Raw genomic sequence first — 25,472 nt, forward strand, 5'->3', positions numbered from 1 at the left:
CCTCAGAACGGGTGGCCGGCCGGGGTGGCGCGCACCGTGGTCCAGCGGAGTTCGGTGAAGGCGTCCAGGTTCGCCTCCCCGCCGAACCGGGCCCCCGTGCCCGAGACGCCGACCCCTCCGAAGGGGGCCACGGCCTCGTCGTTCACCGTCTGGTCGTTGACGTGCGCGATGCCGGTCGGGATGCGGTCGGCCAGCTCCAGCCCGTGCGCGGCATCACGGGTGACGATCCCCAGGGAGAGCCCGTACGGGCCCGCCGCGGCCAACGCCACCGCCTCCTCCTCCGTCGCGAAGGACCGTACGGGCGCCACCGGACCGAAGACCTCCTCCGTGTAGGCGGGAGTGTCGTCCGCGACGCCCGCCAGCACGGTCGGACGGTAGAAGAGCCCCTGGTGGGTGCCGCCCGCGACGAGCTTGGCGCCCTGGGCGGTGCTCGCCTCGACCAGCGCGTGGACCCGCCGGACCTGGTCCTCGTCGATCAGCGGGCCCAGGTGGACCCGGTCCCGGTACGGGTCCCCGACCGCCAGCTCCTCCGCCCGCGCGGCGAGCCTCTCGACGTACTCGTCGTACAGCGACGCGTGGACGAGATGCCGTCCGGCGGTCATGCAGATCTGGCCCTGGTGGAAGAAGGAGCCCCAGGAGGCCTGCGCGACGGCCGCCTCGACGTCGGCGTCCTCCAACACGACGAGCGCCGAGTTGCCGCCCAACTCCAGGTGGGCGCGCTTGAGGTGACGGCCCGCCAGTTCACCGACGGTGCGACCGGCGGCGGTGGAGCCGGTGAACGACACCACGCGGACGCGGGGGTCCTCGACCACCGCGGCGCCCGTCCGGGCGTCCCCGGGCAGCACGTGCAGCAGCCCGGCCGGCAGGCCCGCGGCGGCGAAGACCGCCGCGAGGGCGAGGCCGCCGCAGACGGCGGTCCGGCGGTCCGGCTTGAGCAGCACCGCGTTGCCGAGGGCGAGCGCCGGCGCGACCGAGCGGATCGACAGGATCAGCGGCGCGTTGAACGGGGCGACGACCCCGACCACCCCGGCCGGCACCCGGCGGGTGAAGGAGAGTCGGGGCGCCTCGCTCGGCAGTACCTGCCCGGCCGGTCGCGAGGCCAGCGCGGCGGCCTCGTAGCACTCCTGGGCGGCCACGTGCAGCTCGAACTCCGCCTTACCGGGAATCGAACCGGACTCGCGCACGAGCCAGTCCCTCAGTTCCGGCGCGTGGGTCGTGAACAGGTCCCCGGCGCGGCGCAGGACCGCCGACCGCTCCAGGTGGGTGGCCCGCGCCCAATCGGACTGCGCGGCCCGGGCGCGCACGGCGGCCTCCGCCACGTCGGCGGGCGAGGCGAGGTCCAGCGTGGCGAGGGTACGTCCGGTCGCGGGTTCGACGACCGGGGCGGTTCCGCCGGTCAGGGTGGGTCCGTCCTGCCAGAGCGTCGGGTCGAGGAGCGGCATGGCGCGGGGCCTCCGGGTGGGGAAGGGACGGGGCGAGGGGCGGCAGCACGCGCCATCGTGTCAGACCCGGAGACCCAATTCTGTTCAGTTATTGGGCAGTTGACGCACCGGGTGACCGGAAATGATCGAGACGGCGGTCACCTGCCGGCGCTCCCGGCGACCCGCTCGGAACCACCCGCCCACGGCCGTCGGTTCACGACCGCCTACGCAAGACGCCTGCTCACGACCGCCTGCTCACGACCGCCGCGCACGACCACCGCTCGCCCGACCACCACTCACGACCCACCACTCACGGCCGCCGGTTCAGCGCTCCAGGACCAGCGCAATGCCCTGCCCGACCCCGATGCACAGCGCCGCCACACCGGTTCCCGAGCCGGCCGCCGCGAGCTGGTGGGCGACCGAACCCGCCAGTCGGGCCCCCGAGGCTCCCAGCGGGTGGCCGATCGCGATGGCTCCGCCGCGCGGGTTGACCTTCGTCGGGTCCAGTTCCGGCCAGGCCGCGAGGCAGCCCAACGCCTGGGCGGCGAAAGCCTCGTTCAGCTCGAAGGCGGTGAGGTCGGACAGGTCGCGGCCGGCCTTCGACAGCGCCCGCGCCACCGCGTCCACCGGCCCCAGGCCGAACAGTTGGGGCTCGATGCCGGTGACGGCGGACGCGCTGATCCGGGCCAGCGGCTCCCTGCCGGTGGCCGCCAGCCCTGCCTCGTCGGTCAGCAGCAGCGCGGCGGCGCCGTCGTTCAGGGGGGAGGCGTTCGCGGCGGTGACGGTCCCGGAGCCGTCCGAACGGAACGCCGGCTTGAGGCGGGCGAGCGCCTCGGACGTGGAGCCCTCCCGGATCGATTCGTCCCGGGTCAGGTCGGCGCCCGGGTACGGGACGACCTCGTCGGCGTAGAGCCTCGAGGCCCATGCGGCGGCGGCCTTGCGGTGGCTGTCCAGGGCGAAGAGGTCCTGTGCCTCGCGCGTGATGCCGTGCTTCTCGGCGATGAGTTCGGCGCCCTCGCCGAGCGAGCCGGTCCACTCGGCCGGCATGCGCGGGTTCGTCATCCGCCAGCCGAGGGTGGTGGACCACATCTGCTGATGCCCGGCGGGGAAGGCCCGCTCCGGCTTCTGCACCACCCAGGGGGCGCGGCTCATCGACTCCACGCCGCCTGCGATGGCGACGGACGCGTCGCCGAGCGCGATGGCCCGGGCGGCCTGGATCACGGCTTCGAGACCGGAGCCGCACAGCCGGTTGACCGTGACACCGGGAACGGTGACGGGCAGCCCGGCGAGGAGCACGGCCATCCGCGCCACGTCCCGGTTGTCCTCGCCCGCGCCGTTGGCGTCGCCGAACACGACGTCGTCGATGAGGGCCGGATCGAGGTCGGGCGTCCGGTCCACCAGCGCGCGCACCACGTGGGCGGCCAGGTCGTCCGGTCGGACCCCGGCCAGGGCCCCGCCGAACTTGCCGATCGGTGTGCGGACGGCGTCGACGACGTACACGTCGCGGACGGTGCGGATGCTCATGGGGGCTCTCCTGGGCGGATCCGTACGGGCGGCGCCGCGACGGCGCCGGTGTCGGCACCGGCCCGCGACGCCGGGTGCGCCCGGTGGGGCGCGCCCGCAGTCTCCGTCCGGCGATCACCGCCTGTCAACGGTTCCCGGGCCCCGCGCGCCCGCTCCGGGGCCCGGGCCGCCCCGATCGGGGTCCGCGGCGCGCCGGGAACCGGGGGCCGGCCGGCCCGCCGCCCACGGGTCCCCGACCGGCGGACCCGTGGGTTCGAGGGGCCGCCCGTGTCAGGTGGACTCGCGGTGGACGGCCGTGGCGGCCATCAGGTCGTGCCGCTCCGAGATCTCGGCCGGTTCCCGTACGGCCGCGTCCACCAGGGAGGCCAGGTGGTCCCCCGTCGGGAGTTCGAGCGCCACCGTGCTCAGCCTCGGCCGCAGCAGTCGCCCGATCAGCAGGTCGTCGGCGCCCATGACGGCCACGTCCTCGGGGACGCGCAGGCCCGCGTCCTGCAGGGCCCGCATCAGCAACATCGCGTACTCGTCGTTGTACGCGAAGACCGCGTCCAGCCCGAGCGTGCGCCAGCGGGCGGCGAGCGCCCCGGCCGACTCCTCCGTGTAGGCCATCGACAGGGCCTCGACCTCGGCGCCCGCCACCGACCGGGCCCCGGCCAGCCGGGGCGTGGAGAACAGCTCCAGGCCGCTCTCCTCGGGGACGATCACACCGATCCGGCGACGGCCCCGCTCGACCAGATGGGACGCGGCGCGGACGCCGACCTCCGCCTGGTCCATCACCAGCGCGTGCGCTCCGGGCACGCCGATCGGACCGAGCGTGATCACCGCGCGGGCACCGGCCCGCTTGAGGGTGGCGACGTTGCGCGCGGACAGGGTGATCTCCCCGAGCGAGATCACCGCGACGGGTCGCAGTTCGGCCCAGGCGCGGGCCGCCTCGTCCCCGCCGAGTCCGAGGCTGCCGTATTGCACGACGGTGTAGTCGAGGCGGCGCAGGGCCCACTGGAGTTCGTTGAGGAAGGTGCTGTACAGCGGGCCGATCGGCACGTGGGAGGTGGGCAGCAGGACGATCCGGGTGTGCCCGGCGCGCAGGCTGCGGGCGGCGGCGTGCGGGACGTACCCGAGTTCCTCGGCGGCCGCGCGGACCTTGCGGCGGGTGGGCTCGCTGATGCGCACGGCTTCCGCGTTGTTCAGTACGTACGAGACCGTCGCGCGCGAGACGCCCGCGAGGCGGGCGACGTCGGCGCTGGTCGGCACGGGTTCCGGTACCGGCTCCGGCACGGGTTCCGGTACGGGCACGAGAGTGGGCGCCGGCGTGGGGACGGGGGGCGGCGTGGAGGGCGAGGGGGCCGCGGGCGCCGGGTTCGGCGACTTCGGCGACCTCGCCGGCTTCGATGACTGAGACATTGCCGTCGCATCTTTCCAGACCGGTTGCGTCCGAGGTCTAGCGGATGGCCGGAAACGGGTGCTACACAGTGGTTACACGATTCATTGACACGTGTAACCCTCGTTGTCACACCCGCTCGACGGCGGTGTGGGCCCACGTGTCCGGCCGTGCCGCCGCCCTGCCGCGTCCCGTCGCACCCCGCCACCGCGACAGGGCGGCGCGCACCCCCTCCCTCTCCGCATCCTCCGTCAGCCGCACGCAGACACCGCCCAGGAGGGCACCGTGGCCCTTTCCTCCCTCGGCACCGGCACCGCCGGCGCCACCCCCGACGCGTCCGAGAGACCCGCGAAGTCCGGTCCCGGACGCGGCCTGCTCCCGCTCCTGCTCGTCGGCAACACCGCCATGTACTCCCTGTACATCGGCGTGGCCGGCATCCTGCTCGCCCTCCAGGTCGAGCACATCGACCCCGCGCACAAGGTCGCCAACTTCGGCCTGATCGCGGGGGTCTCGGCCATCTTCGCGACGATCTTCAATCCGGTCGCGGGCGCCCTGTCCGACCGCAGCGGACGGCGCAATCCGTGGATCCTGGGCGGTGGACTCGCCGCGCTCCCGGCCATGTTCCTGCTGGGGTTCGCCGACACGATCCTGTTGATCACGATCGCCTGGTGTCTCGGCCAGGCCGTCATGAACGTCTACCAGGCGGCCATCACCTCCGTGGTCCCCGACCGGGTCCCCGTGACCGCCCGCGGCAAGGCCTCCGCCGCCGTCGGCCTCGGACTGCCCTTCGGATCCACCCTCGGCGCCCTGCTCGGCGCCGCCTTCTCCGAGAACTACCGCACCGGATACCTCGTGTTCGGCGCGATCGTCGCGGGGGCCGCGGTGCTGTTCACGGCCTGCGCCCGGGAGGAACGGCTGCCGGCCCGTGCCCCGCTGCCGCTCCGGGCCCAGCTCGCCGCCTTCGCGAGCGCGCTCGGCAACCACGACTTCCGATGGGCGTTCATCGGACGGGCGCTGCTCGTGCTCGGCTACTTCGCCGTGAGCGGCTACCAGTTGTACATCCTCCAGGACCACACCGTGCTGCCCGAGGGGATGAAGCCGGAGGCGGCGGTGGCCGTGATGATGCCGCTGACCAGCGTGGCCATGGTCGTGTCCACGGTGCTCGGCGGTTGGCTGTCCGACCGGTTCGACCGTCGCAAACTGTTCGTCGGCGCGTCCGCGCTGCTGTCCGCGCTGGCCCTGGGGATTCCGGCCGTCTCCACCAGTTGGACGGCGATGTTGGCCTTCTCCGTGGTCAACGGGCTCGCCTTCGGCTGCTACATGGCCGTGGACACCGCGCTCGTGACGATGGTGCTTCCCAAGGCCGAGGACGCGGCGCGCGACATGGGCGTGCTCAACATCGCCAACGCGGGACCGCAGATCATCGCGCCCTTCATCGCCTCGGTGATCGTGTCGGTCAGCGGGGGCTACACCGCGCTGTTCGTCGTCGCGGCCGTGCTCGCCGTGGCGGGCGCCCTCGCGGTGAAGCCCATCCGCGGCGTCCGCTGACGACGGCCTGCCGCACCCGTGGTCCCGTCGCTGGTGCAGCTCGCCGACCCGAGCCTCCTGATCTCACCCGAGCGGTCGCTGCTGCTCACGGAGCGCGGCTTCGAGGTCCGTTCGGTGGCGGGCGCCGGACACACCATCCATCGGGACGACTTCGAGGGGTTCATGAGTTCCCTGGAGGGCTGGATCCAGGCCGTCCCATGTGGATCCTGCCGGGGCCGGGGCGCCCTAGCGGCTCTCCGTTCCTCCCCGCTACCGTCGTACCTACCGATCGGTAAGGGGGAGGTCCGATGTCGGCGTCATCGCTGGATTCGATTGGCTCGGCCCCGCGGGTCTCCGCGGGGTTGTCGGACACGGCGAGCGCGCTCGCCGAAGGCAGCGTCAGCGCGCGCGTGTTGACGGAGCAGACCCTGGAGCGGATCGCGGCCGCGCAGCCCGCGCTCAACGCGTTCCGCGTCGTACGGGTCGAGGCCGCGCTCGCGGAGGCCGACGACGCCGACCGGCGACTGGCGGCCGGCGAGCGGCTCCCGCTGCTCGGGGTGCCGATCGCCGTCAAGGACGACATGGACGTCGCCGGGGAGCCGACCGCCTTCGGCAGCGCGGGGACCTTCCCACTGAAGCACGCCGACAGCGAGGCCGTACGCAGACTGCGCGCGGCCGGCGCGATCATCGTCGGCAAGACCCAGACCCCGGAGCTGGGCCAGTGGCCGTTCACCGAGGGGCACGCCTTCGGCGACACCCGCAACCCGTGGAACACCGCCTACACGCCCGGTGGTTCCTCGGGCGGCTCGGCGGCGGCCGTGGCCGCCGGGCTCGTCCCGGCGGCGCTCGGGTCCGACGGGGCGGGCTCGGTCCGCATCCCCTCGGCGTGGACCCACCTGGTCGGCGTGAAGCCACAACGGGGGCGCATCTCCACCTGGCCGGAACCCGAGTCCTTCAACGGGCTCACGGTCAACGGCGTGTTGGCCCGTACCGTGGGCGACGCGGCGTTGTTGCTCGACGCGGCGAGCGGGCAGCACGCCGGGGACCTGCACCATCCCGCGCGCATCTCGGCCGTCGACGCCACCCGGCGCACGCCGCGCCGCCTCCGGGTCGCCCTGTCGTTCGCCATGGCCTTCACCGCCACGGCGAAGTCCCTGGATCCCGTGGTGCGTTCGGCCGTGGAACGGTTGGCCGCACGGTTGGAGTCACTGGGGCACGAGGTGGTGGAGGAGGATCCCCGCTACGGCCCGATCGGCCTGACGTTCGCGCCGCGCGCGACCAGCGGGGTACGGGACCTGGCGGCCCGTGTCCCGGATTCCTCGCTGCTGGACCCGCGCACGCACGAGGCCGTCCGAACGGGCCGGATCCTGGGCGGCGTGCCCCTGCGCGCCTCCCGCCGGGCGGAGGCCGTGCTGCAACGCCGGGTCGGGGAGATCTTCCACCGCTTCGACGTCGTGCTCACCCCGACCACGGCCACCCCGCCGCTGCGGATCGGCGCCCTGGCGGGACTGGGGGCCCTGGCGACGGACCGGGCGATGATCGCGGCGTGCCCGTACGCCTGGACGTGGAACGTCCTCGGTTGGCCGGGCGTCAACATCCCGGCCGGCTTCACCCCGGACGGCCTGCCCCTGGGCGCCCAGCTCCTCGGCCCCGCCCACGCGGAGCCCCTGCTGCTCTCCCTGGCGGCCCAGGTCGAGGCGGCCGAGGACTGGGCCTCGAAGTGGCCGGAACCAGTAACCTCACCGGAATGACGGCACTTTCCCACCAGAGCAACGACCACGACGACGGTCACGTCGAGCAGCCCGGGCGTGACGGCGTCACCGCGACCCGCGAGGCGGATCCGCGTGCCATCGGCCGGGTGCGCACCGAGTACGCGCCGGACAAGGACGGCGATCCGGATCCCGGCGAGATCGTGTGGACCTGGGTCCCGTACGAGGAGAACGACGGTCGGGGCAAGGACCGGCCGGTGTTGGTGGTCGCCCGGGAGGCGGGCGGCAGCACGCTGCTGGCCGTGCAGTTGTCCAGCAAGCGGCACGATCACGACCGGGAGTGGGTGCCGATCGGGACCGGGCCGTGGGACGGCGCGGGGCGGGAGTCCTGGGTGGCGGTGGACCGGGTGCTGAGGGTCCACGAGTCGGGGATGCGGCGCGAGGCGTGCGCCTTGGACCGGGGCCGTTTCCAGCTGGTGGTGGATCGGCTGCGCGAGCGCCACGGCTGGCAGTAGTCGCGCGGCATCGGGCCCCGGGTCAGTGCCCGGGGTCGGTGCTCCCCGGCTCCGCACACAGCCCGGCGAACGCTCGTTCGAATGCCTGGCGGGGTTCCGGCGCGCGGTCCAGTACTCCGAAGACGACCCGTTCGAAGACGCCGTCGAAGCGGCCGGTGAGCAGTTCCCGGAAGGCCTCGGCCACGGCCGCCGGCTCGTTCCGGAAGACCCCGCATCCCCAGGCTCCCAGCACCAGCCGCCGGTGGCCGTGCAGCGCCGCCACCTCCAGGACCAGCTCGGCCCGGCGCGCCAGGGCGCCGGGGATCTCGTGGGCACGCTCCGGTTCCTGGCGGCGGATGGTGCCCGCGTTGGGGGCCGGGGAGGTGAGGAAGGCGACCGGGAAGGGGGTCTCCAGGAGCCGGCCCCGATCGTCGCGGAAAACGGGGACGGCGGGCGAGTGAATCACCCGGTCGGTGTAGAACGTGCTCTTTCCCGCGCGGTGGACCTCGTAGTAGTCCGGGGCCTCCAACAGGGTCTCGTACAGGGCCGAGGCGCGGCACAGGGCTTCCTCCTGCGCCTTGGCGCCGCGGACGTAGCCGCCCCCGGGATTGCGGGCCGACGCGAAGTTCAGGACGGCGACCCGGACCCCTCGCGGAGCGTCCTTCGCGAGCCGGTGGGCGGCGACGGTGCTGCTCTCGCCCGTGACCTCGAAGGCGGTCTTCCCCTCCTTCGCGAGGGGTTCTCCATATGGAATGACCCGGTTTGGTCCATATATTCTGGTTCCTGCCTTGGCTTCCGCCAGGGCGGCGGCCAGGGAGATCTGCCGTCCCGTCCGCGTCCGGTACCCCCCGGCCGCAAGGATCGTCGCGTTCTCCCGCGCGATTTCACGCAGTCTGCTGCTCACACCGCAATCCTCCGGTCGAGCCCCTCGAACGGCAATGGAATTTGTGGCCCGCAGACGGGTAGGCACGGGTGACATCACGGCCGACGAAAGCGCCGGCCGCCGACAGGAGACGAGGATCCGGTCATGCGCCAGGACTCACCTGCTCCGCCTGTGCACCACCCCCCGCCCGAGCCCCTCACCGTGGACTCGGCGGAGACCATCCTCCACGGCATCTGTTTCAAGACGGGTCCACCTCGTGTGCTCGGCGCCGAACTCGAATGGCTGGTGTTGGACGCCGAGCGGCCCGATCTCGCGCTGTCCGCCGACCGGCTCGCCGCCGCGCACGACGCGGCCGGCGCCCTGCCCCTGCACTCCGGGTTCACCGTCGAACCCGGTGGCCAGTTGGAGCTCAGTTCGGCTCCGGCCGATTCCCTGACGGCCTGCGTGGACGGCCTCCAGGCCGACCTCACGGCCGTACGGGGCGTCCTGCGTCGGCAGGGCCTGGTGCTGCGTGGTCTCGGGCAGGACGCCCGGCGCCCCCTGCGCCGGATGCTGGACAGCCCGCGCTACCAGGCGATGGAGACCTACTTCGACCGCACGGGTCCCGCCGGGCGGGCCATGATGCGCTCCTCCGCGTCCGTACAGGTCTGCGTGGACGCCGGATACGAGGAGCCGGGCCCGCTCGGGTACGGACGGCGTTGGCGGCTCGCGCACCTGCTGGGCGCCGTCCTGGTGGCGGCGTTCGCCAACTCCCCCGCCGCGGAGGGCCCGTACGCCGGCTGGCGGTGCGCCCGCCAGGGCATCTGGAACGACATCGACACGCGGCGCGCCCTGGCCCCGCCGCTGGACGAGGAGCCCCGCGACGCGTGGACCCGGCACGCCTTGGACACCGAGGTGATGTGCGTCCGGTCCGTCGGGGACGGGGCGCCCTGGGTGATCCCGCGCGGCCTGACCTTCCGGGACTGGCTGACGTCCGGCGCGGGCCCGCGGCCGCCCACCGCCGAGGACCTGGAGTACCACCTGACCACGCTGTTCCCGCCGATCCGACCGCGCGGCCACCTGGAACTGCGGATGATCGACGCGCAGCCCGGCGAGCACGGCTGGATCGTACCGGTGGCCGTGGTGCACGCGCTGTTCGACGACCCGGAGGCCGCGGAGACCGCGTACCGGGTGTCGAAGGCGCTGTCGGACGCGTACGGGTCCCCAAGCGCGCCCCGCAACCCCCTGTGGCGGTCCGCCGCTCGCGCGGGGCTCGCCGATCCGGAGCTTCGGTCGGCCGCCGTCGCCTGTTTCCTGGCGGCGGGCGAGGCACTTCCCCGGCTCGGGGCGAGCACGCACGTCCGGGACGAGGTCGGCGCGTTCACCGAGCGTTACGTACTGCGCGGCCGCTGCCCGGCGGACGACGAAGAAGAACAGCGGCAGCCCGCCGGGAAGGACGCACGCCCGTGACCACCGACATACACCCCGAGATACTCCGCGAGCGGGCCGTGGCGGCCCTGACCACCGCGCGGGCCCGTACCGCCGGGCTGACCGAGACCGTGAGCGACCGGGACCTGACCGCGCAGCACTCCCCCCTGATGTCCCCGCTGGTCTGGGACCTGGCGCACATCGGGAACATGGAGGAGCTCTGGCTGCTGCGCAACGTCGCCGGCCGCGAGTCGATGCGTCCGGAGATCGACCCGCTGTACGACGCGTTCGAGCATCCGCGCTCCGAGCGACCGAAGTTGCCGCTGCTGGGGCCGGAGGAGGCCCGCCGGTACGCGGCGGAGGTCCGCGGACGGGTCTTCGACCTGTTGGAGCGCACCCCGCTGGAGGGTACGGACCTGCTGTCCGGCGGCTACGTCTTCGGGATGATCGCCCAGCACGAACAGCAGCACGACGAAACCATGTTGATCACACATCAGCTGAGGCGGGGCGCCGCGGTGTTGACCGCCCCGGACCCGGATCCGCCGCAGGGCCCGCCCCTGTCCGCGAGTGAAGTGCTGGTGCCCGGCGGGCCGTTCACGATGGGCACCTCCGCCGAACCCTGGTCGCTGGACAACGAAAGGCCCGCGCACACCCGGGACACGGCGCCGTACTGGATCGACACGGCGCCGGTGACCAATGCCGACTACCGGGCGTTCATGGCGGACGGCGGATACCGCGAGTCCCGCTGGTGGGCCGCCGAGGGCTGGGAGCAGATCCGCGCGCACGGGATCGAGGCCCCGCTGTTCTGGCACCGGGAGGGCGACACGTGGTCGCGCCGCCGCTTCGGCGTCACCGAGGCGGTGCCGGGCGACGAGCCCGTGCTGCACGTCAGTTGGTACGAGGCCGACGCGTACGCCCGCTGGGCCGGGCGCCGACTGCCCACCGAGACCGAGTGGGAGAAGGCCGCCCGGTACGACCCGGGCACGGGCCGCTCCACCCGGTACCCGTGGGGCGACGCGGACCCGACACCGGCGCACGCGAACCTGGGGCAGCGGCACCTGCGCCCGGCCCCCGCGGGCAGCTATCCGGCCGGCGCCTCCCCCCTCGGGGTGCGCCAGCTGATCGGCGACGTGTGGGAGTGGACGGCGTCCGACTTCCTCCCCTACCCGGGGTTCCGCGCGTTCCCCTACCGGGAGTATTCGGAGGTGTTCTTCGGCCCCGAGCACAAGGTGCTCAGGGGCGGGTCGTTCGCGGTGGACCAGGTGGCCTGCCGGGGCACGTTCCGCAACTGGGACCTGCCGGTGCGCCGGCAGATCTTCGCCGGGTTCCGCACCGCTCGGGATGATGCCTGATGTGTCGTCACCTCGCCTATCTCGGGCCGGTGGTGAGCCTCGGGAGGCTGCTGAGCGAACCGGAGCACTCCCTCGTGCGGCAGTCGTGGGCGCCGCGCCGGCAGCGCAACGGCACGGTGAACGCCGACGGCTTCGGCATCGGCTGGTACGCGGAGGGCGACCCGGTGCCGGCCCGCTACCGGCGGGCCGGCCCGATCTGGGGCGACCTCACCTTCGCCGACCTCACCCGCGTGGTGCGCAGCGGCGCCGTGCTGGCCGCCGTACGGGACGCCACGCTCGCGGGGGCCGACGGGGAGGCGGCCGCCGCGCCGTTCTCGGACGGGCGGTGGCTCTTCAGCCACAACGGCTCGGTGCGGGACTGGCCGGAGTCGGCGGCCCCGCTCGCCGCCGGGCTGCCGGTGGAGGAGCTGCTGCAACTCGCCGCGCGCACGGACTCGGCGCTGATCTGGGCGCTGGTCCTGCACCGTCTGCGCGCCGGGGACGACCTCGGCGCCGCCCTTGCCGGTCCCGTCCGGGACCTGGCCTCGGCCGCCCCCGCCTCACGGCTCAACCTGTTGTTGACCGACGGTTCCACCATCGCCGCGACCGCCTGGGGCGATTCCCTCTGGTATCTGGCGGACCCGCCCGCCGGGCGCGTGGTCGTGGCCTCCGAGCCGCACGACGACGACTCCCGCTGGTGCGAGGTACCCGACCGGACCCTGCTGACCGCAACCCGTACGAGGGTCGACCTGACCCCGCTCAAGGAGAGCCGACCGTGAGTGATTTCCAGTTGACCCGGACCCTCGACGAGAACACCGCGGAGAAGGCGCTGCGCACCGACGTGCGCGGCGGACTGACCGGCTCCCCCAAGAAGTTGCCGCCGAAGTGGTTCTACGACGCCCGGGGCAGTGAACTCTTCGAGGACATCACCCGGTTGCCCGAGTACTATCCGACGCGCGCCGAGCGGGAGATCCTGCTGGAACGGGCCCGGGAGATCGCGACGGAGAGCGGCGCCCGCACGCTGGTGGAGTTGGGTTCCGGTTCCTCCGAGAAGACCCGGCACCTGATCGAGGCGATGCCCGCGCTGGAGACGTACATCCCGGTGGACGTCAGCGAGAGCGCCCTGCGGGGTGCGGCGGACACCCTGCTGGCGGAGCATCCCGGCTTGAAGGTGCACGCGCTGGTGGCGGACTTCACGCGGCCGCTGCGGCTGCCGGACTCCCCCGGGCCGCGCCTGGTGGTGTTCCTCGGCGGCACGATCGGGAATCTGTTGCCGCCGGAGCGAGCCGCGTTCCTGGCGTCCGTACGGGCGATGCTGTCGCCGGGTGACGCGCTGCTGATGGGTACCGACCTGGTGAAGGACGAGGCCGTCCTGGTCGCGGCGTACGACGACGCGCAGGGGGTGACGGCGGAGTTCAACAAGAACGTACTGGCCGTGATCGACCGCGAGTTGGGCGCGGACTTCCACAACGCCGAGTTCACGCACGTGGCGGTGTGGAACAAGGAACACGAGTGGATCGAGATGCGGTTGCGGGCCCGTTCGGAGGCGGTGGTGAAGATCCGGGCCCTGGACATGGTGGTGCCCTTCAGGGCGGGTGAGGAGATCCTGACGGAGATCTCCGCGAAGTTCCGCCAGGAGGGTGTTCGCAAGGAACTGGCATCCGCCGGGCTTGAGTTGACCCAGTGGTGGACGGACTCGGCGGGCCGCTTCGCGCTGTCCCTGTCGGTGGCGGAGGGCCCGGTGGACTGAGTGGGGATGCCCGGCAGCAGGGGTGCGGTCCGGTCGGGCCGTGCCCCCTGTACGGGCTCCGCGGGATGAACGGGCCGCGCGGCCGGCACGGGCCGCGCGGCCCGCGCGTGGACGGCCTCCTGCGCCGCCGCCGCGAGGTCCCGCCGGTCCTCGTGCCGGCCCGGCGGGATCCGCGGCAGCAACCACACGTCGGCCCGCACGCCCCGGGCGCGGGCGATGCGCCACAGGGAGGCGGTCAGCGGGTCGTCCCCGACGAAGGCGGGCGCCCCGGCGAGGCTCCCGGCAGGGCCCCCGCCTCCCGACAGCCGGTACGCGAGCCGGATCGGCTGTACGGGCACGCCCGCGTCCAACGCCGACTGGAACGCGGCCCGCCGGAACGGCCCCTGGGCCCGCCCGCACCAGGTGGACCCCTCGGGGAAGACGGTGACCCGGTCCCCGGCGAGCAGCGCGCCGGTGAGGGTCGCGACCGTGTCGGGGAGGGCCCTGATCCGGTCCCGTTCGATGAACAGGGTTCCGGCCCGGGCCGCGAGCCGGCCGAGCACGGGCCAGGCACCGATCTCGCTCTTGGCCAGCATCCGGCAGGGCAGCACGGCGGCCACGAGCGGGATGTCGAGCCAGGAGATGTGGTTGGCGACGATCAGCCGGCCGCCGGCCGCGCCGGGGCTTCCGTGCACCGTGATCCGTATGCCCAGGGAGGCGACCAGCGCCGCCGACCAGCCCCGTACGAGGGCGTGTCGGGGCCGGTCCGGGAGCAGCCGTACGGGCGCGGCGGTCAGGACGGCGAGGAGGACGAGGGCCACGGCGCCGGCGAGGCGGAGCACCGCGTGCGGGACGCTCGCCGTCGGACCCTCGTGGCCGGCGCAGGCCTCGGGGGTGCAGGGCGCGGTGGGCAGCCAGGCGTTCATGCGCCCGGGGCGAGCGAGAGGAAGTGGTTGAGGTAGCGCGGGTTGGTCCGGCGCAGGGAGAGCAGTACGTACAGGTCGGCGCAGCCGAACTCGGCGTCCAGCGCGGGCTCTCCGCAGACCCAGGCGCCCAGGCGCAGGTAGCCGCGCAGCAGCGGGGGCAGCTCCTGCCGGCCGGGGACGGTGATGCCCTCGGGGCTCCAGGGCAGGTGCGGGGTGACGCGGTACTCCTCGGGGGCGAGGTTGCGTCGCAGGACGGTCTCCCGGGTGGCGGCGGCCAGCACCCCGCCGTCGGCGAGCGGGACGGAGCAGCAGCCGGCGAGCCAGTTGTGGCCGGAACGGTCCATGTAGCGGGCGAGGCCGGCCCAGATCAGGGCGATGACGGCGCCGTTGCGGTGGTCGGGGTGGACGCAGGACCGGCCGACCTCGACGAGGTCGTGGCGGATGGGGGCCAGCGCGCCGAGGTCGAACTCGCCCTCGGAGTAGAGGCGGCCCGCGACGGCGGCGCGTTCCGGGGGAAGCAATCGGTAGGTGCCGACGACCTGCTCGCTCTCCTCGTCGACGACGAGGAGGTGGTCGCAGTAGGCGTCGAAGGCGTCGACGTCCAGGCCGGGCTCGGCGTGGTCGAGGCGGGCGCCGAGTTCCCCGGCGAAGACCTGGTGGCGCAGCCGTTGGGCGGCCCGTACCTCGTCCTCGTCGCGGGCGAGCCGGACGGCGTACCGGGGGCCCGCGGGCGCGGTGCGGTCGGCGGGGAGCGTCGGGGCGAGGGGGACGGCCGGGGCGGCGGGGAGGGTGGGGGGCGCGAGGGGGGACGGGGACAGGGGTGCGATGGTCATGGCTGCTCCTGATCCGGGCACGGAGAGCCAGGCCGGCAGGTTGGTGGCCTGGCTCCTTTACTTCTTCCGTGACCGGCTGGATTCGACATGACCGCTCAGCGGCGGCCGGATGTGCGAACGCTGAACTCGGCGGACGCGCGGGCGGACCCGCAGGAGGGGGGTGTCGGCGGTCGGCGTCGCCTCGATCGTGGGAGTCGCCTCAGCGGTCGGAGCCGAGGATCCGGCTGATGGACTCCGAGGCGGTCTTCGCGGCCCGCTGGGGGTCCTGTCCGGTGAGCACGGCCGTCATGTACGGCTTGATGGGGTTCTCGGCCTCGACCTCGGCCCACCGGGCGGACTGTGGGGTGGCCCGGCCCTGGGCGGCGCCGACGGCCATGGTGGCGGCGCCCTCGTTGCCCTCGACCACGTGGGCGAGGGTGGTCTTGTTGGGGACGTAGCTCATGGTGGTGGCGAGTTCGGTCTGCCACTTCTCGCTGACGAGCGCCGTGATCAGGTCCACGGCGTGCTCACGGTTCCCCGCCTTCTCCGGGATGATCAGGTCGGATCCGCCGGTGAAGACGGCGCCGGGCTTCTCGGCGCTCTTGCCGGGGATGGGGAAGAAGCCGAGCTTGTCCTTCAGGGCCGGGTTGGCGGCCTCTATCGCCGCCGCCTGGCTCGGCGGGCCGATGATCTGGGCGATCCGGCCGCGCGCGAAGACCTCGGACTGCGGGGGCGTCTCCTCGTCGGCGTCCTTGGGGCCGTCGCCGAGTCCCTGGAGCTGCCGGTAGAACTCCATGGCGTTCAGGGCCTTCTCGTCGTCGAGCGCGCCGGCCCACTCGCCGTTGGTCTGCACGGCGAGTTCACCGCCCTCGTCCCAGATGAAGCCAGCGAGGACGTACCAGTTCTGGCCGGGGAGGTAGATGCCCTGCTGTTCGCCCTTGTCGAGCCGCCGGCTGGCCTGGATCCAGTCCTGACGTGTCTTCGGCGGGGTGGTGATCCCGGCGTTCGCGAAGAGTTCCTTGTTGTAGATCACCACCCGGTTGGCGGCGTACCAGGGAACCCCGTACTGGGCGCCGTCGACGCTACCCGGGTCGGAGAGGCCCTTGAGCCAGTGTCTGCTGTCCCAGTCGCGCAGCCCGTCCATGGTGACTTCGGAGATGCCGCCGGTCTCGACGTACTGGGCCACCTGGGTGTTGCCGACCTCGATGACATCGGCGCTCTCCTTGCTCGTACCCTTGAGGACGGCGTTGACCTTGTCGCCGATGCCCGTCCATTCCTGGATCTTGACGTCCAGGTCGATGCCGGCGTGCTCCTTCTCGAAGTCGGCGGTGAACTTCGCGATGAAGTCGTCCGAGGCGCTGCCCTTCATCAACCAGAGCGTCACCTTCTCGGGCCCGCCTTCGGATCCGGCCACCTGGCTGCAGCCGGTGAGGGCGGTCGCGGCCGCGAGAACGGTGCACATGGCGAGGAAGCGCATCTTCACGGGGGTCACCTTCTGGGGATGGATCTCAGATGGCTTGAAATTGGCATAGACCAATAGGCTGGTCAAGACCTTTCGCTCAGGATCGTTCACGCAAAGTTCGCGGACCTGGACTTACTGGGGCACCTTGGAACAAGGCAACAGCGACCACTGTCGGGAGACCCCATGTCCAACCACACGTACCGGGTGACCGAGATCGTCGGCACCTCTCCAGAGGGCATCGATCAGGCCATCAAGAACGGAATCGCCCGCGCGGGGCAGACGATCCGCAACCTCGACTGGTTCGAGGTCACGCAGGTGCGCGGACACATCGAGAACGGCGAGATCGGCCACTACCAGGTCGGCCTCAAGGTGGGCTTCCGCATCGACGGCGAGGAATGACGCGAGGTCTGAGGAGTGACGGGAGGTCTGACGCCTCCCGGTCGACGGCGAAGGCCGCCGCGCCCCGCCCCGGGCGGCACGCGGGGGCCGCCGCTCAGGTGCGGCCCTCGCCCTCCTGGGCGGACTTGAGCTCCGGCGCGTCCGCCGCCCAGTCCGCGAGCACCACCCGGAAGCCGGCCGTCCGGGCCGCCTGACAGACCAGCTCGTCGTCGTCCACGAGCATCCGCACGTCCCGCCCCCGGGCGAGCCTCCCCAGCACCTCCAGCTTCGTCGTCCGGGCCGGGCGGCGGTCCTGGTTGCCCCGCATCCACAGCCGCCCCTCCGGCAGACCGTGCCGGGTCAGCCACTCGACGGTGTCCGCACGGCACCGCTCGGGGCGCCCGGTGAGGTACACGACCTCACAGTCCGCCGCGCTCTCCACCGCCAGCGCCACCCCGCGCGCGAGCGGCGGATCGGCCGGGGCCGCTCCGAAGAAACCCGCCCAGTCCCGGGGGCGCCGCTCCAGAAAGTGCTGCCGGTGGTCGGTGTCGGCCAGGGTGTTGTCGATGTCGAAGACGGCCAGCGGTCGGCGGTTGTCAGTCTCACGCGTCATACGACCAGCCTAGGTTCCGCCGTCGACGTGGCGCCGGTCAGGCCCGCGCCGACCCGCCGGCGCTCGACCCGCGGTGCAATCCCCCTCCAGCCCTCCCGGACCGGGGAATCCTCCTCGCTCCAGGACGTTGACACCGGTGTGATCCGAAAAATCTCGATACTCGACCGGTCCCGGACCCGCGAGGGCCACAGCGCCCCGCAGGCGCTGCGCGACACCGTGGCGCTGGCGCGCGCCGCGGAGGAACTGGGCTACCACCGCTTCTGGGTGTCGGAGCACCACAGCGTGCCCGGCGTCGCCGGTTCCGCGCCGACCGTGCTCGCCGCGGCCGTGGCCGCCTCCACGCACAGGATCCGGGTGGGCACGGGCGGGGTCATGCTGCCCAACCACCAACCGCTGGTGGTCGCCGAACAGTTCGGGGTCCTGGAGTCCCTGTTCCCCGGCCGCGTCGACATGGGCCTCGGCCGCTCGGTCGGCTTCACGGACGGGATCCGGCGGGCACTGGGACGGGACACCAAGGACGCCGACCTGTTCGAGGAGCAACTGACCGAGCTGCTGGGCTGGCTGGACGGAACCCAGCGCGCCCACCCCCAGGTCCACGCCCGTCCGGCGGAGGGACTGCCGATCACGCCCTACGTGCTGGCCACCGGCGAGGGCGCGGGCATCGCGGCGCGGGCCGGGCTGCCGATGGTGGTCGGGGACCTGCGGGGCCGGGCGAAGGTGACCGAGGTCGTGGAGCGCTACCGCGAGGAGTTCCGGGCGTCCGCCTGGGGCGCGGAGCCGTACGTGATGGTCTCCGGGACCGTGGCGGTCGCCGAGACGGAGGAGGCCGCCCGCCGGATCCTGGTACCGGAGGCGTGGTCGCTCGCCTACTCCCGCACCCGGGGCAGCTTCCCGCCGCTCCGGCCGGCCGAGGAGGTCGAGGCGCTGGAGATGACCCCGAAGGAGCGCGAACTGTACGAGGGCGCGCTGGTCGGGCACATCCACGGCACTCCGGAGCAGGTCGCGGCGGAGCTGACCGAGGTCGCGCGGACGACGGAGGCGGACGAACTGCTGGTCACGACCTCCACCCACGACCGGACGGCCCTGCTGGACTCCTTCGCGGGGCTGGCCCGGCTCGCGGGGCTCTGAGCGGGCGCCGCATGCCGATGTGATCGGGGGGCGGGAGCGGAGGCGACGGTCCCCCCGTACTAAAGTGGGGCGAATGCACCACTCCGCCGCCCCGGACCCGTACGCACCCGGCCCCCCGAGCCACGACCCCTGTGTACGGGTCCGGGGCGCCCGGGAGCACAATCTGCGCGGGGTCGACGTGGACATCCCGCGCGACGCGCTCACCGTCTTCACCGGGGTCTCCGGATCCGGCAAGAGCTCCCTGGCGTTCGGGACGCTCTACGCCGAGGCCCAACGCCGCTACTTCGAGTCCGTTGCCCCGTACGCCCGCCGGCTGATCCACCAGATCGGCGCCCCGAAGGTGGACTCCGTCACGGGCCTGCCGCCCGCCGTCTCGTTGCAGCAGCGGCGATCCTCGCCCGGCTCGCGTTCCTCGGTGGGCACGGTGACGCTGCTGTCGAACTCCCTGCGGATGCTCTACTCGCGGGCGGGCACCTACCCCGACGGCGCCGAACGGCTCGACTCGGACTCCTTCTCCCCCAACACGGCCGCGGGCGCCTGCCCTTCCTGCCAGGGGCTGGGGCGCGTGCACCACACCAGCGAGGAACTCCTCGTACCGGATCCAGACCTGTCGATCCGCCAGGGCGCGATCGCCGCCTGGCCTGGTGCCTGGCAGGGCAAGAACCTGCGGGACGTCCTCGACGCGCTCGGGTACGACGTCGACCGCCCTTGGCGGGAGTTGGCGGCCAAGGACCGCGAGTGGATCCTGTTCACGGAGGAACAGCCCGTGGTGACCGTGCACCCGGTGCGCGACGCGGACCGCATCCAACGGCCCTACCAGGGCACGTACATGAGCGCGCACCGGTACGTGATGCGGACGTTCTCCGACAGCAGGAGCGCCACCCTCAGAGCCCGGGCGGAGCGGTTCCTCACCGACGCCCCCTGCCCGGTGTGCGAGGGGCGTCGTCTTCGCCCCGAGGCCCTGGCGGTGACCTTCGCCGGCCGCACGATCGCCGAGGCGGCGGCGCTCGCGCTGACGGACCTGGACGAGGTGCTGGCGACGGCGCCCTCGGAGGGTGAGGCGGCGCGGGTCCTGGTCGAGGACCTGCGTTCGCGCATCGACCCCGTCACCGAGCTGGGACTCGGCTACCTGAGCCTGGACCGCACCGCGCCGACCCTGTCGGCGGGCGAACTACAACGGCTGCGGCTGGCCACGCAGTTGCGGTCGGGTCTGTTCGGAGTGGTGTACGTCCTGGACGAGCCCTCGGCGGGGCTGCACCCGGCGGACACCGAAGCCCTGTTGAGCGTGTTGGACCGACTGAAGGCGGCCGGGAACACCGTCTTCGTCGTGGAACACCACCTGGACGTGGTGCGCCACGCGGACTGGCTGGTCGACGTCGGGCCGGCGGCCGGCGAGCACGGCGGGCAAGTGCTGCACTGCGGGCCACCGGCCGCACTGGCCGACGTGGCCGAATCGGCGACCGCGCGGGCCCTGTTCGGGACGGAGGAACCCCTCGCGCCCCGACCGGCGCGCACCGCCGGCGCGACGATCCGGCTCAGCGGGGTACGGCGCCACAACCTGCGCGGTGTCGACGCCGAGTTCCCGCTGGGGGTGTTCACCGCCGTCACCGGCGTGTCCGGGTCCGGGAAGTCCACGCTCGTCGGGCAGGCGCTCGCCGCGGAGGTGTCCGGGCGGCTCACCGATCCGGACTTTCCCGTACGCCGGCTCGTGGAGGTGGACCAGAAGCCGATCGGCCGGACCCCGCGGTCCAACCTGGCCACGTACACGGGGCTGTTCGACGTGGTGCGCAGGCTCTTCACGGCCACCGAGGAGGCGAAGGCGCGCGGCTGGAAGGCCGGCCGGTTCTCCTTCAACGTGCCGGGCGGCCGCTGCGAGACCTGCCAGGGTGAGGGCTTCGTGTCGGTGGAGCTGCTGTTCCTGCCGAGTACGTACGCACCGTGCCCGCAGTGCGCGGGCGCCCGCTACAACTCCGAGACGCTGGAGGTCCGTTACCGGGGCCTGAACATCGCGGAGGTGCTCGGTCTGACGGTGGAGGCCGCGGCGGGGTTCTTCGCGGAGGTCCCGGCGGCGGGCCGCAGCCTGCGGGCGCTGGAGGAGATCGGGCTGGGCTACCTGCGGTTGGGCCAGCCGGCGACCGAACTGTCCGGCGGGGAGGCGCAGCGCGTCAAACTGGCGTCGGAGCTCCAGCGCTCGCGCCGCGACCACACCCTGTACCTGTTGGACGAGCCGACCACGGGACTGCACCCGGCTGATGTGCGGGTGCTGATGCGGCAGTTGCACGGCCTGGTGGACGCCGGGCACTCGGTGGTGGTCGTGGAGCACGACATGGCGGTGGTGGCCGGCGCGGACTGGGTCCTCGACATGGGCCCGGGCGGTGGTGCGGCGGGCGGCCGCGTGATCGCGTCGGGAACCCCGCGCGAGGTGGCCCGCACGCCCGGCAGCGTCACGGCGGGCTACCTGGCGCGGGCACTCGGGGGCGAGGGCGGGGGCTGACACCCGCCTCCCGGGCAGGCACCGGGAAGGCTCAGGCGTCGCCCGGCAGCAGTTGCTGCGGGAGTTCGCGGAAGCTCCACTCGCCCCGGCGGCGGGTGAAGACCCAGACGAGGTCGTAGCGGTCGGGCCAGATCGCGGGGACCCCGAGGACCTGGTGTGCGCCGAGGGCGCGGACCAGACGCGGCATGCCGGCGTACTCCCAACAGACGAGCACGGGCATCCGCGCGGCCAGGGCGGCGCGGGCCAGTCCCGCTTCGGCGCCGATGCCGAACTCGGTGCGGACGGGGGTCTTCAGCGCGGCGGCCAGCGCCTCGACGGTCTGCTTGCAGCGGGCCGGGGCGGGCGGCTTGCCGCCCGTGGCGAAGACGGCCGCGGGCCGGGGCAGGACGGAACCGCGGCTCGGCGGGAAGAGCCGGTGCAGCTCCTCGGCGCGGCGCCATCCCCGGCCGGCCAGGAACCCGGGGTCCTCGTTGCCGTCCTCGTCCTCGCCGGTGTCCCCGGCGTACGGCTTCTCCCCGTGCCGGATCACCATCACGACGGCGTCCTTGGCGACGGCCTGGGGGCCGGGCGCCGGACCGGCGGGTTCCTCGGAGGCGCAGCCGGCCACCGCGAGCGGGGCGAGGGCGGCGGCCAACACGGTGCGGCGGCGCGGTCCGGTCCCGGCGGGGGCTTCTGGCATGGGGCTCACTGTCCCCCACGCGCCGTGCGCCGCCGGGGCGCGGCGCGACGTACGGCCCGTACGAGCGCCCGGTCGGCGGATCGGGTCAGCCGATCGGCCCAGGCCGGGGGAACCGGGGCCGGCCGGCCCGGACCCGGCGGGAGACGCTCGTACGGGGGCTCACACGGCCCGGTCAGCCCTTGCGGACCGCCCGCAGCCACTCCTTGTTCATCGCGGCGATCGACGGCAGCGGGATGCCCTTCGGGCAGGCCGTGGCGCACTCGCCGGTCAGGGTGCAGCCACCGAATCCCTCGTCGTCCATCCGGGCCACCATGTCGAGGACGCGGGTCTCGCGTTCGGGCGAGCCCTGCGGCAGGACGTTGAGGTGGTTGACCTTGGCGGAGGTGAACAGCATGGCCGAGCCGTTGGGGCAGGCGGCCACGCACGCACCGCATCCGATGCACTCCGCGTGCTCGAAGGCGTGGTCGGCGGCCGGCTTGGGCACGGCGGTGGCGTGCGCCTCGGGGGCGGCGCCGGTGGGGGCGGTGATGTAGCCGCCGGCCTGGATGATCCGGTCGAAGGCGCTGCGGTCGACGACGAGGTCCTTGACGACCGGGAAGGCCGAGGCCCGCCAGGGCTCGACGTCGATGGTGTCCCCGTCGGCGAAGGAACGCATGTGGAGCTGGCAGGTCGTGGTGCGCTCGGGTCCGTGGGCGTCACCGTTGATGACGAGGCTGCACGCTCCGCAGATGCCCTCGCGGCAGTCGTGGTCGAAGGCGACCGGGTCCTCGCCGCGCAGGATGAGGTCCTCGTTGAGGGTGTCGAGCATCTCCAGGAACGACATGTCCTGGGAGATGCCGTCGACCTCGTAGGAGGCCATGGCGCCCGGGGTCTCGGGGTTGCGCTGGCGCCAGACGCGCAGGGTGAGCCTCATGCGTAGCTCCGCTGGGTGGGGTGGACGTACTCGAAGACGAGGTCTTCCTTGTGCAGGACGGGTGCGGCGCCGGTGCCCTGGTACTGCCAGGCGGCCACGTACCCGAACTCCTCGTCGCGGCGGGCGGCTTCGCCGTCCGGGGTCTGGGACTCCTCGCGGAAGTGCCCGCCGCAGGACTCGGCGCGGTGGAGGGCGTCGAGACACATCAGCTCGGCGAGTTCCAGGTAGTCGACGATGCGATTGGCCTTCTCCAGCGACTGGTTGAACTCGGCGCCGCGGCCCGGGACCTTGATCCGCTTCCAGAACTCCTCGCGGATCTCCGGGATGCGGGCCAGTGCCTTGCGCAGACCGGCTTCGGTGCGGGCCATGCCGCAGTACTCCCACATGAGTTCACCGATCTCCCGGTGGAAGGAGTCGGGGGTCCGGTCGCCGTCGACGGCGAGGAGTTTGGCCAGGCAGTCGCGGGTCTCGCGCAGCACCGCGGCGACCTCGGGGTGGTGGTCGTCCAACGCGTCGGCGTCGGCCTCGGCGTGGCGGCGGGCCAGGTAGTCGTTGATGGTGGAGGGGAGGACGAAGTAGCCGTCGCCCAGGCCCTGCATCAGCGCGGAGGCGCCGAGGCGGTTGGCCCCGTGGTCGGAGAAGTTGGCCTCGCCGATCGCGAACAGGCCGGGGACGGTCGTCTGGAGGTCGTAGTCGACCCACAGTCCGCCCATCGTGTAGTGCACGGCGGGGTAGATCCGCATGGGCACCTCGTACGGGTTCTCCGCGGTGATCCGCTCGTACATGTCGAAGAGGTTGCCGTACTTCTCCGCGACCTTGTCCTTGCCCATGCGGCGGATCGCGTCGGCGAAGTCGAGGTACACGCCCTGTCCGCCGGGGCCGACGCCGCGACCCTCGTCGCAGACGTTCTTCGCGGCGCGGGAGGCGATGTCGCGGGGCACGAGGTTGCCGAAGGAGGGGTAGATCCGCTCCAGGTAGTAGTCGCGCTCGTCCTCGGGGATGTCGGCGGCGGGCCGGGTGTCGCCTTCGGCCTTGGGGACCCAGATCCGGCCGTCGTTGCGCAGCGACTCGCTCATCAGGGTGAGCTTCGACTGGTGGTCGCCGGTGCGCGGGATGCAGGTGGGGTGGATCTGTGTGAAGCAGGGGTTCGCGAAGTGCGCGCCGCGTCGGTGCGCCCGCCAGACGGCGGTCGCGTTGGAGTTCATGGCGTTGGTGGAGAGGTAGAAGACGTTGCCGTAGCCGCCACTGGCCAGGACCACCGCGTCGGCGTAGTGGGCCTCGATCGCGCCGGTGATCAGGTCGCGGGCCACGATGCCCCGGGCCACTCCGTCGATGGTGATCAGGTCGAGCATCTCGGTGCGGGCGTGCATCTCGACGTTGCCGGCGGCGATCTGTCGGGAGAGGGCCTGGTAGGCGCCGAGCAGCAGTTGCTGTCCGGTCTGGCCTCGGGCGTAGAAGGTGCGGGAGACCTGGACGCCGCCGAAGGAGCGGGTGTCGAGGAGGCCGCCGTACTCGCGGGCGAAGGGGACGCCCTGGGCCACGCATTGGTCGATGATCTCGACGGAGATCTGGGCGAGGCGGTGGACGTTGGACTCGCGGGCGCGGAAGTCGCCGCCCTTGACGGTGTCGTAGAAGAGGCGGTGCACGGAGTCGCCGTCGTTGCGGTAGTTCTTGGCGGCGTTGATGCCACCCTGCGCGGCGATGGAGTGGGCGCGGCGCGGTGAGTCGGAGAAGCAGAACTGGACGACGTGGTAGCCCTGCTCGGCGAGGGTGGCGCCGGCGGCACCGCCGGCCAGACCGGTGCCGACGACGATGACGGTGTGCTTGCGGCGGTTGGCCGGGTTGACGAGTTTGGCCTCGAAGCGGCGGCGGTCCCAGCGTTCGGCGATCGGGCCGTCGGGGGCCTTGGTGTCGGCGATCGGGTCGCCGAGGGTGTAGTCGGCGTAGGGGGTGCTCATGGTCAGCTCACCACTCCGGTCATGACGGCGACGGGGACGGACACGAAGCCCGCGAAGAGGACGAGGGCCAGGGCGTCGGCCAGGAACTTCAGGGCCCGGTCACGCCGGGCGTTGCCGGCGCCGAGGGTCTGGGCGGCGCTCCAGAAGCCGTGGCGGACGTGCAGGCCGAGGGCCGCCATCGCCACGATGTAGATGGTGTTGCCGTACCAGGTGGAGAAGGTGGACAGCACGTTCTCGAACGGGTGGCCGGCCCAGGCGCGCTCGTTGACGGTGAGCGTGGTGAGGTCGAGGAGGTGCCAGACGATGAACAGGGCGAGGATGATCCCGCCCCACCGCATGGTGCGGGTGGCATAGCTCGCGCGCCGCCGCTTGTGGGCGTACTTCACCGGGCGTGCCTTGATGTCGCGGCGGCTGAGCTGGTACGCGCAGACCGCGTGGGCCACGACGGCGGCGACCAGCACGAGGCGGACGATCCACAGGGCCCACTCGTGGTGCAGGAACGGGGAGCCGAGCGTGCGCAGCCAGTGGGCGTAGCCGTTGAATTCGTCCGCGCCGAAGAAGATCTTGAGGTTGCCGAGCATGTGGACGACGAGGTAGCCGAGCATGATCAGGCCGGAGACCGCCATCACGGACTTCTTGCCGACGGTGGAGTCCCAGAGCGTGCGCGAGGTGGACGGCCGTCGATCCGTCCGGGTTGCCAATGCCATGA

The 25,472-nt window shown here is 72.8% G+C and carries 21 protein-coding genes and 2 pseudogenes; 11 read left to right on the forward strand and 12 right to left on the reverse strand.

The features are described 5' to 3' along the window. Positions 1-2: 2 nt before the first annotated feature. From OG906_RS06600 to OG906_RS06610, 3 genes are all read right to left on the reverse strand, one after another. The gene (locus OG906_RS06600) at positions 3-1,442 is read right to left on the reverse strand and encodes an aldehyde dehydrogenase family protein (protein WP_329440885.1); all 1,440 of its coding nucleotides are present in this window, start codon (positions 1,440-1,442) and stop codon (positions 3-5) included. Positions 1,443-1,745: 303 nt separating this feature from the next. After that, entirely contained in the window at positions 1,746-2,945 is a 1,200-nt protein-coding gene (locus tag OG906_RS06605; protein ID WP_329440887.1) for a thiolase family protein, read from the reverse strand. Between the two features lie 270 nt (positions 2,946-3,215). Beyond that, positions 3,216-4,193, reverse strand: coding sequence for a LacI family DNA-binding transcriptional regulator (locus OG906_RS06610; RefSeq protein WP_329440888.1), 978 nt, complete (start codon positions 4,191-4,193; stop codon positions 3,216-3,218). 412 nt (positions 4,194-4,605) lie between these two features. Here OG906_RS06610 and OG906_RS06615 point away from each other — a divergent pair, with 412 nt between their 5' ends. From OG906_RS06615 to OG906_RS06625, 4 genes and pseudogenes are all read left to right on the forward strand, one after another. After that, the gene (locus tag OG906_RS06615) at positions 4,606-5,868 is read left to right on the forward strand and encodes an MFS transporter (protein WP_329440890.1); all 1,263 of its coding nucleotides are present in this window, start codon (positions 4,606-4,608) and stop codon (positions 5,866-5,868) included. Positions 5,869-5,874: 6 nt separating this feature from the next. Further along, positions 5,875-6,054 (forward strand): annotated as a pseudogene (locus OG906_RS43595) (alpha/beta hydrolase); the annotation flags it as partial. A gap of 101 nt (positions 6,055-6,155) precedes the next feature. Next, positions 6,156-7,598: an amidase gene (locus OG906_RS06620; protein ID WP_329440891.1), complete on the forward strand. Its 1,443-nt coding sequence runs from the start codon at positions 6,156-6,158 to the stop codon at positions 7,596-7,598. Then, positions 7,595-8,071: a type II toxin-antitoxin system PemK/MazF family toxin gene (locus OG906_RS06625; RefSeq protein ID WP_329440893.1), complete on the forward strand. Its 477-nt coding sequence runs from the start codon at positions 7,595-7,597 to the stop codon at positions 8,069-8,071. The genes OG906_RS06620 and OG906_RS06625 overlap by 4 nt, the downstream gene beginning before the upstream one ends. A 22-nt stretch (positions 8,072-8,093) precedes the next feature. Here the strand turns inward: OG906_RS06625 and OG906_RS06630 are convergent, their stop codons facing one another. Further along, on the reverse strand, positions 8,094-8,954 hold the full coding sequence (locus OG906_RS06630) for a TIGR02452 family protein (RefSeq protein WP_329440894.1): 861 nt from the start codon (positions 8,952-8,954) through the stop codon (positions 8,094-8,096). 123 nt (positions 8,955-9,077) lie between these two features. Between OG906_RS06630 and egtA the strand changes: the two genes are divergently transcribed. From egtA to egtD, 4 genes are read left to right on the forward strand one after another with little or no spacing between them, the layout of a single operon-like run. Beyond that, a complete protein-coding gene (egtA, locus tag OG906_RS06635; RefSeq protein ID WP_329440895.1) occupies positions 9,078-10,382 on the forward strand; it encodes an ergothioneine biosynthesis glutamate--cysteine ligase EgtA in 1,305 nt (434 codons plus the stop codon). Next, positions 10,379-11,692, forward strand: coding sequence for an ergothioneine biosynthesis protein EgtB (egtB, locus tag OG906_RS06640; protein ID WP_329440896.1), 1,314 nt, complete (start codon positions 10,379-10,381; stop codon positions 11,690-11,692). Before egtA ends, egtB begins: the two co-directional genes overlap by 4 nt. Continuing rightward, on the forward strand, positions 11,692-12,450 hold the full coding sequence (gene egtC, locus OG906_RS06645; protein ID WP_329440898.1) for an ergothioneine biosynthesis protein EgtC: 759 nt from the start codon (positions 11,692-11,694) through the stop codon (positions 12,448-12,450). Before egtB ends, egtC begins: the two co-directional genes overlap by 1 nt. After that, positions 12,447-13,421 (forward strand): L-histidine N(alpha)-methyltransferase, encoded by a 975-nt coding sequence (egtD, locus tag OG906_RS06650; protein ID WP_267828159.1) that lies wholly within the window; start codon positions 12,447-12,449, stop codon positions 13,419-13,421. The genes egtC and egtD overlap by 4 nt, the downstream gene beginning before the upstream one ends. A gap of 377 nt (positions 13,422-13,798) precedes the next feature. On the opposite strand, the pseudogene OG906_RS06655 reads toward egtD, so the two are convergent. The 3 genes and pseudogenes from OG906_RS06655 to OG906_RS06665 all read right to left on the reverse strand — a co-directional run. Continuing rightward, positions 13,799-14,326, reverse strand: a pseudogene (locus tag OG906_RS06655) (lysophospholipid acyltransferase family protein); the annotation flags it as partial. Then, positions 14,323-15,159, reverse strand: a complete 837-nt coding sequence (locus OG906_RS06660) for a GNAT family N-acetyltransferase (protein ID WP_329440900.1) — start codon at positions 15,157-15,159, stop codon at positions 14,323-14,325. The gene OG906_RS06660 and the pseudogene OG906_RS06655, both read right to left, overlap by 4 nt. A 199-nt stretch (positions 15,160-15,358) precedes the next feature. After that, the gene (locus OG906_RS06665; RefSeq protein WP_443067359.1) at positions 15,359-16,621 is read right to left on the reverse strand and encodes an extracellular solute-binding protein; all 1,263 of its coding nucleotides are present in this window, start codon (positions 16,619-16,621) and stop codon (positions 15,359-15,361) included. Positions 16,622-16,783: 162 nt separating this feature from the next. Between OG906_RS06665 and OG906_RS06670 the strand changes: the two genes are divergently transcribed. After that, positions 16,784-16,999, forward strand: coding sequence for a dodecin (locus OG906_RS06670; protein WP_329440901.1), 216 nt, complete (start codon positions 16,784-16,786; stop codon positions 16,997-16,999). Positions 17,000-17,093: 94 nt separating this feature from the next. Here OG906_RS06670 and OG906_RS06675 read toward each other — a convergent pair whose 3' ends face one another. Beyond that, positions 17,094-17,591, reverse strand: a complete 498-nt coding sequence (locus tag OG906_RS06675; protein ID WP_267798541.1) for a phosphatase domain-containing protein — start codon at positions 17,589-17,591, stop codon at positions 17,094-17,096. A 138-nt stretch (positions 17,592-17,729) separates the two neighbouring features. Here OG906_RS06675 and OG906_RS06680 point away from each other — a divergent pair, with 138 nt between their 5' ends. Both OG906_RS06680 and OG906_RS06685 read left to right on the forward strand, forming a co-directional pair. Further along, a complete protein-coding gene (locus OG906_RS06680; RefSeq protein ID WP_329440903.1) occupies positions 17,730-18,719 on the forward strand; it encodes an LLM class flavin-dependent oxidoreductase in 990 nt (329 codons plus the stop codon). 73 nt (positions 18,720-18,792) lie between these two features. Then, positions 18,793-21,213 carry an excinuclease ABC subunit UvrA gene (locus OG906_RS06685; protein ID WP_329440905.1) on the forward strand — a complete coding sequence of 807 codons (2,421 nt, stop codon included), beginning with the start codon at positions 18,793-18,795 and terminating at the stop codon, positions 21,211-21,213. Between the two features lie 31 nt (positions 21,214-21,244). Here OG906_RS06685 and OG906_RS06690 read toward each other — a convergent pair whose 3' ends face one another. From OG906_RS06690 to OG906_RS06705, 4 genes are all read right to left on the reverse strand, one after another. Continuing rightward, positions 21,245-21,892 (reverse strand): histidine phosphatase family protein, encoded by a 648-nt coding sequence (locus tag OG906_RS06690; RefSeq protein ID WP_329440906.1) that lies wholly within the window; start codon positions 21,890-21,892, stop codon positions 21,245-21,247. A gap of 172 nt (positions 21,893-22,064) precedes the next feature. Further along, positions 22,065-22,805 carry a succinate dehydrogenase/fumarate reductase iron-sulfur subunit gene (locus OG906_RS06695; RefSeq protein ID WP_266952202.1) on the reverse strand — a complete coding sequence of 247 codons (741 nt, stop codon included), beginning with the start codon at positions 22,803-22,805 and terminating at the stop codon, positions 22,065-22,067. Beyond that, positions 22,802-24,763, reverse strand: coding sequence for a fumarate reductase/succinate dehydrogenase flavoprotein subunit (locus OG906_RS06700; protein WP_329440909.1), 1,962 nt, complete (start codon positions 24,761-24,763; stop codon positions 22,802-22,804). The genes OG906_RS06695 and OG906_RS06700 overlap by 4 nt, the downstream gene beginning before the upstream one ends. A gap of 2 nt (positions 24,764-24,765) precedes the next feature. Then, on the reverse strand, positions 24,766-25,470 hold the full coding sequence (locus OG906_RS06705) for a succinate dehydrogenase (RefSeq protein ID WP_329440911.1): 705 nt from the start codon (positions 25,468-25,470) through the stop codon (positions 24,766-24,768). Positions 25,471-25,472 lie beyond the last annotated feature (2 nt).

The organism is Streptomyces sp. NBC_01426 (assembly GCF_036231985.1).
Taxonomy (GTDB): domain Bacteria; phylum Actinomycetota; class Actinomycetes; order Streptomycetales; family Streptomycetaceae; genus Streptomyces.